2 protein-coding genes are annotated in these 12,149 nt (G+C 69.4%); both read left to right on the forward strand.

Translation table 11 applies throughout. The annotated features are described in order from the left end of the window. Positions 1–389: 389 nt before the first annotated feature. Entirely contained in the window at positions 390–8,192 is a 7,803-nt protein-coding gene (locus AC07S4_RS28475) for an SPM autocatalytic domain-containing protein (RefSeq protein ID WP_494989804.1), read from the forward strand. A 152-nt stretch (positions 8,193–8,344) separates the two neighbouring features. Continuing rightward, on the forward strand, positions 8,345–12,127 hold the full coding sequence (locus AC07S4_RS28480) for an SPM autocatalytic domain-containing protein (protein ID WP_494989805.1): 3,783 nt from the start codon (positions 8,345–8,347) through the stop codon (positions 12,125–12,127). The last annotated feature ends 22 nt before the right edge of the window (positions 12,128–12,149 follow it).

The raw sequence follows: 12,149 nt of genomic DNA on the forward strand, positions 1-12,149 counted from the left end.
AGATCTGAGAGCGGCAAGACTTCGGTCTTGCCGCTTTTTTTTTCGCTATCCTAAAAGCAACAGGTGTTAACTAATTGCTTCTAGGCAGCAAGTAGCTCATTTATAATCATGTAACAACTGGTTTTTTTGCATAGACGTGGCCACCGCCACATATATTTTTCGAATAAAAACGCTGGTGCTGCAGGCTATGCCTTGTAAGCGCCTGTTTTTGTCTGCAGCGCAATACAAGGAGAGTGGGAATGGGCGTTATCAATCTTTTTAATACCGATCAAATCGCAGGTCTAGGCACTGATCAGATCGGCACGATCCCCTCGGAGGACATCGCCGCGCTGACTTCCGCGCAGTTCGGTGCCTTCACCTCAACCCATATCCCTTTCCTCACGACCTTGATGCTGCGTGCCCTGGGCACGACGCAGATAGCAGGGCTCAACAGCAACCAGGCGGCGGTCCTGAGTTCCGCCCAGCTTGGCGCCCTGACCACGGCCAGCGTTGCGGCACTCTCCACGGATGACGTTGCCGTATTGAAAACCAGCGCTATCCTGGGTCTGACCACCGCCCAGGTCAGTGCGCTGAAAACCCAGCAAGTGGTGGCCTTGACCACCGATGCCGCTCGTACGCTGAGCTCGGCCCAAGCCGGCGCGCTGAGCACCGCCAGCGTCGCGGCGCTGGAAACTTCCGATCTGGCCGTGCTGAGCACCGCTGCCGTGCGTGCATTCAGCAGCGCCCAGCTTGGCGCGCTGAGCACAGACCAGGTGGTGGCGCTGAGCACCACGCAAGTGGCCGCCCTGGTGAGCAGCCAGGCTGCAGGCCTGGGCACCGACGCCATCCGTGCGATTGAGACGCGCGACCTGGCCGCCATCGGCACCAACATCATCTCCAACCTGAGCTCGGTCCAGATCGCCGCATTGACGACCGACCAGGTTTCCTCGCTGCGCACGGCTGCCATTGCCGCGCTGAGCACCGCCGGCATTGCCAACGGCCTGAAGACCAACCAGATCGCGGCGTTGTCGTCCGACCAGTTCTCCGCCATGGATGCGCTGCAAGTGGCCGCGCTGAGCACCGAAGGCGTTGCCGCCATTGAGACCGCCGACCTGCGCGGCTTGAAGACCGCCGCCATCGCCGGCCTGCGCACCGCGCAAGTGGCCGCGCTGAGCACCGACCAGGTGGCCAACCTGTCGACCGCGCAAGTCGCCGCGCTGACGACGGCAGCGATTGCACAGGCACTGAAAACCAATCAGGTCGTTGCACTGACCACCGACGCTGCCGCCGCACTGAGCAGCGCCCAAGCCGCCGCGCTGAGCACCGCCAACGTCGCTGCGCTGGAAACCGCTGATCTGGCCGCCTTGAAAACGGCTTCGATCCGCGCGCTGAGCAGCGCCCAAGTCGGCGCGCTGACCACCGACCAGGTTGTTGCCCTGAGCACCACGCAAGTGGCTGCCCTGGTGAGCAGCCAGGCCGCCGGTCTGGGTACCGACGCCATCCGCGCCATTGAAACCCGTGACCTGGCCGCCATCGGCACCAGCATCATCTCCACCCTGAGCTCGACCCAGGTTGGCGCGCTGACCACCGACCAGGTAGCCTCGTTGAGCTCGGCTGCTGTCGGCGCCCTGAGCACCTCCAGCATCGCCAACGGCCTGAAGACCAACCAGGTTGTGGCGCTGGGTTCGCACCAGTTCGCCGCGCTGAGCGCGCTGCAAGTGGCTGCCCTGAGCACCGAAGGCGTGGCCGCGATCGAGACCGCAGACCTGCGCGGCTTGACCACGGCTGCCATCGCCGGCCTGCGCACCGCGCAAGTGGCTGTGCTGACCACCGACCAGGTGGCCAACCTGTCGACCGCGCAGGTCGCCGCGCTGACGACGGCAGCGATTGCACAGGCACTGAAAACCAACCAGGTCGTGGCCCTGACCACCGACGCTGCCGCCGCCCTGAGCAGCGCCCAAGCCGCCGCGCTGAGCACCGCCAACGTGGCCGCGCTGGAAACGGCCGATCTGGCCGCGCTGAAAACCGCCGCCATCCGCGCGCTGAGCAGCAGCCAGGTCGGCGCGCTGACCACCGACCAGGTTGTTGCCCTGAGCACCACGCAAGTGGCCGCCCTGGTGAGCAGCCAGGCCGCCGGTCTGGGTACCGACGCCATCCGCGCCATTGAAACGCGTGACCTGGCCGCCATCGGCACCAGCATCATCTCCACCCTGAGCTCGACCCAGGTTGGCGCGCTGACCACCGACCAGGTAGCCTCGTTGAGCTCGGCTGCTGTCGGCGCCCTGAGCACCTCCAGCATCGCCAACGGCCTGAAGACCAACCAGGTTGTGGCGCTGGGTTCGCACCAGTTCGCGGCGCTGAGCGCGCTGCAAGTCGCTGCCCTGAGCACCGAAGGCGTTGCCGCCATCGAGACCGCAGACCTGCGCGGCCTGACCACGGCTGCCATCGCCGGCCTGCGCACCGCGCAAGTGGCTGTGCTGACCACCGACCAGGTGGCCAACCTGTCGACCGCGCAAGTCGCCGCGCTGACCACGGCTGCGATTGCACAAGCCCTGAAAACCAATCAGGTCGTTGCACTGACCACTGACGCCGCTGCAGCACTGAGCAGCACGCAAGCGGCCGCGCTGAGCACCGCCAACGTGGCCGCGCTGGAAACGGCCGATCTGGCCGCGCTGAAAACCGCCGCCATCCGCGCGCTGAGCAGCAGCCAAGTCGGCGCGCTGACCACGGACCAGGTTGTCGCCCTGAGCACCACGCAAGTGGCTGCCCTGGTGAGCAGCCAGGCCGCCGGCCTGGGCACCGACGCCATCCGCGCCATCGAAACGCGTGACTTGGCCGCCATCGGCACCAGCATCATCTCCACCCTGAGCTCGACCCAGGTTGGCGCGCTGACCACCGACCAGGTAGCCTCGTTGAGCTCGGTTGCTGTCGGCGCCCTGAGCACGTCCAGCATCGCCAACGGCCTGAAGACGAATCAGGTTGTGGCGCTGGGCTCGCACCAGTTCGCCGCGCTGAGCGCGCTGCAAGTCGCTGCCCTGAGCACCGACGGCGTTGCCGCCATCGAGACCGCAGACCTGCGCGGCCTGACCACGGCCGCCATCGCCGGCCTGCGCACCGCGCAAGTGGCTGTGCTGACCACCGACCAGGTCGCCAACCTGTCGACCGCGCAAGTCGCCGCGCTGACGACGGCCGCCATTGCACAAGCCCTGAAAACCAACCAGGTCGTCGCACTGACCACCGACGCTGCCGCCGCCCTGAGCAGCGCCCAGGCCGCCGCGCTGAGCACCGCCAACGTGGCCGCGCTGGAAACCGCTGATCTGGCCGCGCTGAAAACCGCCGCCATCCGCGCGCTGAGCAGCAGCCAGGTTGGCGCGCTGACCACCGACCAGGTTGTCGCCCTGAGCACCACGCAAGTGGCTGCCCTGGTGAGCAGCCAGGCCGCCGGTCTGGGCACCGATGCCATCCGCGCCATCGAAACGCGTGACCTGGCCGCCATCGGTACCAGCATCATCTCCACGCTGAGCTCGACCCAGATCACGGCGCTGTCGACCGACCAGGTTGCTTCGCTGAACTCGGCCGCCATCGGCGCGCTGAGCACTCAGGGCATTGCAAACGGCCTGAAGACCAATCAAGTTGTCGCGCTGGGTTCGCACCAGTTCGCTGCAATGAATGCGCTGCAGGTTGCCGCGCTGAGCACCGAAGGCATTGCCGCCATTGAGACCGCAGACCTGCGCGGCTTGACCACGGCAGCCATCGCCGGCCTGCGCACCGCGCAAGTGGCCGTGCTGACCACCGACCAGGTGGCCAACCTGTCGACCGCGCAAGTCGCCGCGCTGACCACGGCTGCCGTTGCACAAGCCCTGAAAACCAACCAGGTCGTGGCGCTGACCACCGACGCCGCAGCAGCACTGAGCAGCGCGCAAGCCGCCGCGCTGAGCACCGCCAACGTGGCCGCGCTGGAAACCGCTGATCTGGCCGCGCTGAAAACCGCCGCCATCCGCGCGCTGAGCAGCAGCCAGGTTGGCGCGCTGACCACCGACCAGATTGTTGCCCTGAGCACCACGCAAGTGGCCGCGCTGGTCAGCAACCAGGCCGCCGGCCTGGGCACCGACGCCATCCGCGCCATCGAAACGCGTGACCTGGCCGCCATCGGTACCAGCATCATCTCCACGCTGAGCTCGACCCAGATCACGGCGCTGTCGACCGACCAGGTTGCTTCGCTGAACTCGGCCGCCATCGGCGCGCTGAGCACTCAGGGTATTGCCAACGGCCTGAAGACCAACCAGGTTGTGGCGCTGGGTTCGCACCAGTTCGCCGCGCTGAGCGCGCTGCAAGTGGCTGCCCTGAGCACCGAAGGCGTTGCCGCCATCGAGACCGCAGACCTGCGCGGCCTGACCACGGCTGCCATCGCCGGCCTGCGCACCGCCCAAGTGGCTGTGCTGACCACCGACCAGGTGGCCAACCTGTCGACTGCGCAAGTCGCCGCGCTGACCACGGCTGCGATTGCACAAGCCCTGAAAACCAACCAGGTCGTCGCACTGACCACCGACGCTGCCGCCGCACTGAGCAGCGCCCAAGCAGCCGCGCTGAGCACCGCCAACGTCGCTGCGCTGGAAACCGCTGATCTGGCCGCCTTGAAAACGGCTTCGATCCGCGCGCTGAGCAGCGCCCAAGTCGGCGCGCTGACCACCGACCAGGTTGTCGCCCTGAGCACCACGCAAGTGGCTGCCCTGGTGAGCAGCCAGGCCGCCGGCCTGGGTACCGACGCCATCCGCGCCATCGAAACGCGTGACCTGGCCGCCATCGGCACCAGCATCATCTCCACCCTGAGCTCGACCCAGGTTGGCGCGCTGACCACCGACCAGGTAGCCTCGTTGAGCTCGGCTGCTGTCGGCGCCCTGAGCACCTCCAGCATCGCCAACGGCCTGAAGACCAACCAGGTTGTAGCGCTGGGCTCGCACCAGTTTGCCGCGCTGAGCGCGCTGCAAGTGGCTGCCCTGAGCACCGAAGGCGTGGCCGCGATCGAGACCGCAGACCTGCGCGGCCTCACCACCGCAGCTATCGCCGGCCTGCGCACCGCCCAAGTGGCTGTGCTGACCACCGACCAGGTGGCCAACCTGTCGACCGCGCAAGTCGCCGCGCTGACGACGGCAGCGATTGCACAGGCCCTGAAAACCAACCAGGTCGTGGCCCTGACCACCGATGCCGCAGCAGCACTGAGCAGTACGCAAGCGGCCGCGCTGAGCACCGCCAACGTCGCTGCGCTGGAAACCGCTGATCTGGCCGCGCTGAAGACGGCTTCGATCCGCGCGCTGAGCAGCGCCCAAGTCGGCGCGCTGACCACCGACCAGGTTGTCGCCCTGAGCACCACGCAAGTGGCTGCCCTGGTGAGCAGCCAGGCCGCCGGCCTGGGCACCGACGCCATCCGCGCCATCGAAACGCGTGACTTGGCCGCCATCGGCACCAGCATCATCTCCACCCTGAGCTCGACCCAGGTTGGCGCGCTGACCACCGATCAGGTAGCCTCGTTGAGCTCGGCTGCTGTCGGCGCCCTGAGCACCTCCAGCATCGCCAACGGCCTGAAGACCAACCAGGTTGTGGCGCTGGGTTCGCACCAGTTCGCCGCGCTGAGCGCGCTGCAAGTCGCTGCGCTGAGCACCGACGGCGTTGCCGCCATCGAGACCGCAGACCTGCGCGGCCTGACCACGGCTGCCATCGCCGGCCTGCGCACCGCGCAAGTGGCCGTGCTGACCACCGACCAGGTGGCCAACCTGTCGACCGCGCAAGTTGCCGCGCTGACGACGGCTGCGATTGCACAGGCCCTGAAAACCAACCAGGTCGTGGCCCTGACCACCGATGCCGCCGCCGCACTGAGCAGCACGCAAGCCGCCGCGCTGAGCACCGCCAACGTGGCTGCGCTGGAAACGGCCGATCTGGCCGCGCTGAAAACGGCTTCGATCCGCGCGCTGAGCAGCAGCCAGGTCGGCGCGCTGACCACCGACCAGGTTGTCGCCCTGAGCACCACGCAAGTGGCTGCCCTGGTGAGCAGCCAGGCCGCCGGCCTGGGCACCGACGCCATCCGCGCCATCGAAACGCGTGACTTGGCCGCCATCGGCACCAGCATCATCTCCACCCTGAGCTCGACCCAGGTTGGCGCGCTGACCACCGACCAGGTAGCCTCGTTGAGCTCGGCTGCTGTCGGCGCCCTGAGCACCTCCAGCATCGCCAACGGCCTGAAGACCAACCAGGTTGTAGCGCTGGGCTCGCACCAGTTTGCCGCGCTGAGCGCGCTGCAAGTGGCTGCCCTGAGCACCGAAGGCGTTGCCGCCATCGAGACCGCAGACCTGCGCGGCCTGACCACGGCTGCCATCGCCGGCCTGCGCACCGCGCAAGTGGCCGTGCTGACCACCGACCAGGTGGCCAACCTGTCGACCGCGCAAGTCGCCGCGCTGACGACGGCTGCGATTGCACAGGCCTTGAAAACCAATCAGGTCGTGGCACTGACCACTGACGCCGCCGCAGCACTGAGCAGCACGCAAGCGGCCGCGCTGAGCACCGCCAATGTCGCTGCCCTGGAAACGGCCGATCTGGCCGCGCTGAAGACCGCGACGGTACGTGGCCTGAGCAGCAGCCAGATCGCCGCGCTGACTACCGACCAGGTGGTTGCCCTGACGACCTCGCAAGCCGCCATCCTGGGCAGCAACCAGGTCGCGGCCCTGACCACCGACGGTATCCGCGCCATGCAAACGGCGGATCTGACGGTACTGGCCAGCCTTGGCATCGCCGCGCTGGGTTCGGCGCAGGTAGGCGTGCTGACCACCGACCAGATCGTGTCGCTGAACACTTCCGCCATCTCCGCGCTGAGCACCGCCAATATCGCGGCCGGTCTGCGCACCAACCAGATCGTGGCGCTGGGCACCCACCAGATCGCCGTGCTGAACTCGGTGCAAGTGGCTGCGCTGAACACCGCCAGCATCGCTGCGCTGGAAACGTCCGATCTGCGCGCCATCGTCACCACCGGCATTGCCGGCCTGAGGACCGCGCAAGTGGCGGCCCTGACGACCGACCAGATCGCCAGCCTGACAACCACGCAAGTGGCGGCGCTGAGCACCGCTGCGCTGGCGCAAGGCTTCGGCACCGACCAGGTGCGCGCGCTGTCGACCACCGAAGTGCAGGCGCTGCGCACCAGCCAGCTGCAGGCGCTGAGCACGGCCAACATCGCGGCGATGGAAACGAGCGACCTGAACGCACTGCTGACGTCCCAGGTGGCCGGCCTGCGCACCGCGCAGATCCGCGCGCTGACGACCGACCAGATGAAGGCGATGGGCACGACCCAGCTGCACGCACTGACCACGCTGCAGATCCACGCGCTGACCAGCGACCATATCGGTGCGATGAGCGCGGGCCAGATCGCTTCGCTGATCAGCCTGACGCCAGTCGTGCTCGACCTGGACGGCAACGGCATCAAGACCCGCAGCATCACCGAAGGCGTGCAGTTCGACATGCGCGCCGACGGCAGCAAGGTCAACACGGGCTGGGTGGGCGAGGGCGACGGCCTGCTGGCACTGGACCGCAACAACGACGGCGTCATCAACGACGGCAGCGAACTGTTCGGCTCCTCGACCAAGCTGGCTGACGGCAGCACCGCCGCCAACGGCTACGCGGCGATGGCCGAGCTCGACAGCAACGGCGACGGCGTGCTCAGCAGCGCGGACAGCAGCTTCGACAAGCTGCGCGTCTGGGTCGACGGCAATGCCGACGGCGTCAGCCAGGCCGACGAACTGAAGACGCTGGCGCAGCTGCAGATCAGCAAGCTGAACCTGGACGTGGCCAAAGGCAGCGCCATCGAGCACGGCAACATCTCCGGCCTGACGTCGACCTTCGAAACCACCGACGGCCAGCAGCACCAGGCGGCCGACGTCTGGTTCCTGGCGGCCCCGGCGGCGAACCTGCGCGGCAGCGTCAACGGACTGGTGCAGGCGATGGCCGGCTACGGCGGCGAGGCGGCTCCGGCCACCGGCGGCACGCTCAAGCTGGACGACGCCGGCCAGGGCGTGGCAGCCGGCGCGGCCCAGCTGGCCGACGCGCTGAACCAGTTCGACGCTAGCAAGCTGAACGCCACTGCCGCGCAAGCGGCGCCTGCCGACGAGCTGCGCCTCAAAGCGCTGCACGGCGCGGGCAGCAACGGCGGCATCCTGGCAGCGCCGAAGTAAGCAAAACGCAGTACGGAAAGGGGAGTTCTTCCCTTTCCTCAAAATCAAAAGCGGCAAGACGACCAGTCTTGCCGCTTTTTTCTTGGCTTTGCCCTCCACTCTTTCCTCATAGAATCGGGATAACTTTTTAAACTGACTATTGAGGCGGACCTTTGGCCACTACCACTTTGCAGATCGCGGATCTGACGACGCAGCAAATCACCGCCTTGGCGGTCAGCGTGTTCGCGGCGCTCAACTCCAGCCAGGCTGCATCCATGAGTGCGCAGCAGGTCGCGGTGCTGTCCTCGGCCCAGGCCGGCGCGCTGACGGCCAGCGCCTTCGGCGCGCTGGCGCCGGAAGACATCGCCGCGCTCAGCGTGGCCGCCTTCGCCGGCATCAAACCGGCCCAGCTGGCCGCTTTGGGCGCAGGGCAGGCCGCCGCGCTCACCACCGCCCAGATGGCCGTGCTGAGCCCCATGCAGCTGGCCGGCTTGCGCGCCGAAGCCGTGGCCGCGCTGGACGCGGTGGACATCGCCGCGCTGCGCACCGCCGCCATCGCCGCCCTGAAAACCAGCCAGGCCGCCGCACTGAACGGCGGCCAGGTCGCCGCGCTGAGCACGCAGCAGGCGCGCGCGCTCAGTTCCAGCCAGCTCAATGCGCTGTCGGCCGAGGCGCTGGCCGCGCTGGAGACGGCCGACTTCGCCGCGCTGCGCAGCAACGCCATCAGCGGCCTGGGCACGCGCCAGATCGCCGCGTTGGGCCTGGCGCACGTGGCCGCGCTCAGCACCGCGCAGGCCGCCGCGCTCAACAGCCGCCAGCTCAATGCCTTCGGCCTGGATGCCATCGCCGCGCTCGACACGGCCGACCTGGCCGCGCTCAAGGCCATCGCCGTGCGCGGCCTGGACGGCGCCCACCTGGCGGCGCTGGGCACGCGCGGCGCGCAGGCGCTCACCACCGCCCAGATCGCCGCACTGACCACCGTGCAACTGGCCGGCGGCCTGGACGCCGCCCAGCTGGCCGCCTTCAATTCGCGCCAGATCGGCGCGCTGTCGAGCCAGCAGTTCGGCGCGTTGTCGCTGGCCGCCGTGGCCGCCATCGACGCGGCCGACATCGCCGGCCTGTCGACCCGCGTCATCGCCGCACTGAAGAACGAGCAGCTGGCCGCTTTCAGCACCGCGCAGCTGGCCGCGCTGACCACGGCCCAGGCCGCCGCGCTGGGCACGGCGCAGCTGTCCGGACTGTCCGCCGCCGCCATCGCCGCCCTGGAAACGGCCGACCTGGCCGCGCTGAAGGCCACGCTGCTGGCCCGCTTCAGCGCCGCGCAGATTGCCGCGCTCGGCAGCGACGGCGTGCGCGCGCTGACCCTGGCCCAGACCCAGGCGCTCACGCCGGCCCAGCTGGCCGCGTTCAGCGCCGGCCAGGCCGCCGCGTTGCGCAGCCAGCAGGCCGGCGCGCTCAGCTCCGCCCAGCTGGGTGCGCTGTCCGAGAACGCCATTGCCGCCCTCGGCACCGAGGACATCGCCGCCCTCAAGGCCTACGCGCTGGCCGGCCTGCAGACCGCGCAGCTGGCCGCGCTGAGCGCGCCGCAACTGGCCGCGCTGACCACCCAGCAGGCCGCCGCGCTGAGCAACACCCAGGTGCTGAGCCTGAGCGCAGCCGCGCTGGCGGGCCTGGAAACGGCGGACCTGGCGGTCTTGCGCAGCAGTGCCATCGCCGCCCTGTCGGCGGCCCAGCTGGCCGCCTTCGACGGTGCGCGCATGCGCGCCCTGGGCACGCAGCAGATCGCCGCGCTGACCACCGCGCAGCTGGCCGGCGCCATCAGCACCGCCCAGATCGCCGCGCTGACCTCGGCCCAGCTGGGCGCGCTCAGCGCCGTCCAGTTCGGCGCGCTGTCCGGCGAAGCGCTGGCGGCGCTGGAAACGTCGGACCTGGCCGGCCTGCGTCTGGCCATCTTCGCCAGCCTGAAAACCAACCAGCTGGCCGCGCTCTCCACGGCCCAGATCGCCAGCCTGACCGGCTCCCAGATCACCGCGCTCAACACGGCCGCGCTGAACGCGCTGGGCGACGCCCAGCTCGCCGCGCTGAGCACGCTGCAAATGGCTTACCTGAGCAATGTGCAGGTGGCCTCGCTGTCCACGGCGGCCCTGGCCGCGCTGGGCACGGACGGCTTCGGCGCGCTGCGCGCCAGCGCCGTCGCCGCCCTCAGGACGGCGCAGATCGCCGCGCTGGACACGGCCCAGGTGGTTGCGCTGAACACCCAGCAGGCCGGCGCGCTGAGCGCCGCGCAGCTGGCCGCCTTCGGCGCCGGCGCCATCGCGGCCCTGCAGACGGCCGACGTGGCCGCGCTGTCGGTGTACGCCGCCGCCGGCCTGGCCAGCAACCAGCTGGCGGCGCTGAACAGCGCCCAGGTGGCCGCGCTGAGCGCAGCCCATATCGGCCAGATCAATTCGCGCCAGCTGGCGCAAGGCTGGGGCAGCAGCCAGATCGCCGCCCTCAGCTCGCTGCAGGTGGGCGGGCTGACCAACGCGCAGCTGTCGCTGTGGTCGAGCGAGGCCATCGCCGCGATTGAAACGCGCGACATCGGCGGCCTGAAGGCGTCCGTGCTGGCCGCTTTCAGCAGCGCCCAGATCGCCATGCTGAGCGGCGGCCAGGTCGGCGCGCTCAGCCTGGGCCAGCTGGCTGCGCTGGGCAGCGACAGCATCGCCTCCCTCAGCACGGTGCAGGTCGCCGCGCTGAACAGCGCCCATGCCGCCATGCTGAGCACGGCGCAGGTGGCCGCGCTGTCGGGCGCCGCCTTTGGCGCGCTGGACGCCGAGGACGTGGCCGCGCTGAAAACCGCCGCCGTGGCCCTGCTGAAAACCGCGCAGGTCGCCGCGCTGGGCACGGCCCAGGTGGCGGCGCTGACCACGGCCCAGGCCGCGCAGCTGAGCGGGGCGCAATTGGCCGCGCTCGGCACCTCCGCCCTCGCCGGGCTGGAAGGGCAGGACGTGGCGGTGCTGGCAACGGCCTCGCTGCGCGCGCTGGGCACGGCGCAGATCCGCGCGCTGAACACGCTGCAGGTCGCCAGCCTGAACAGCGCCCAGATCTGCGCGCTGACGTCCACCCAGGTGCAGGCGCTGAGCGCCGAGCAGGTGGCCGCGCTGTCCGGCATGTACACCCCGCTGGTGCTGGACCTGGACGGCAACGGCGTGAGCACGCTGGGCCTGTCGGCCGGCGTGCGCTTCGACATGCTGGCGGCCGGCGCGCCGGTGGCCACCGGCTGGGCCGGCCCGGCCGACGGCCTGCTGGCCCTGGACCGCAACGGCGACGGCCGCATCGGCGACGGCGGCGAACTGTTCGGTTCCGGCACCACGCTGGCCAGCGGCGCCAAGGCCGGCAACGGCTACCAGGCGCTGGCCGAACTCGACAGCAACGGCGACGGCGCCATCAGCGCCGCCGACGCCGCCTTCGGCCGCCTGCGCGTGTGGGTGGATAGCAACAGCGACGGCGTCAGCGCCGCCGCCGAGCTGCACACGCTGGACGAACTGCACATCACCCGCATCGGCCTGCAGAACCAACAGGACGTGTCGCTCAACAACGGCAATATCGTCGGCCTGACGTCGAGCTACCAGACCGCCGACGGCGCCAGCCATGCGGCGGCCGACGTCTGGTTTGCCGGCAGCGCACCCAAGCCGGGCGCCGCCGATCTGCGCAGCAGCGTCAGCGGCCTGGTGCAGGCGCTGTCGTCCTACTCCCATGCCGCGCCGCCCGCCGCAGGCGGCAGCCTGGGCCTGGGCAACGGCGGCGCCGGCGGCATCGACCTGGGCGCCTGCGTGGCGCAAATGGCCGACAGTTTGCAGCGCTTCGGACTGGCCGGGCCGGGCGGCGCGGCGGCCCTGGCCGGCCCGGCCGACCTGCCGCGTCCGCCGTTCTGGCACGGCGCCGCGCAGCCGGGCTGGCTGGCCGCGGTGAAATAAACGGAAAGAAGCGAGAGAAGCG

The organism is Pseudoduganella sp. GW821-FHT05F09, from assembly GCF_059419605.1.

What these genes read in the sequence shown, in the direction of transcription:
- AC07S4_RS28475 (WP_494989804.1), top strand. Translation starts at nt 390, where the DNA reads ATGCTGCGTGCCCTGGGCACGACGCAGATAGCAGGGCTCAACAGCAAC.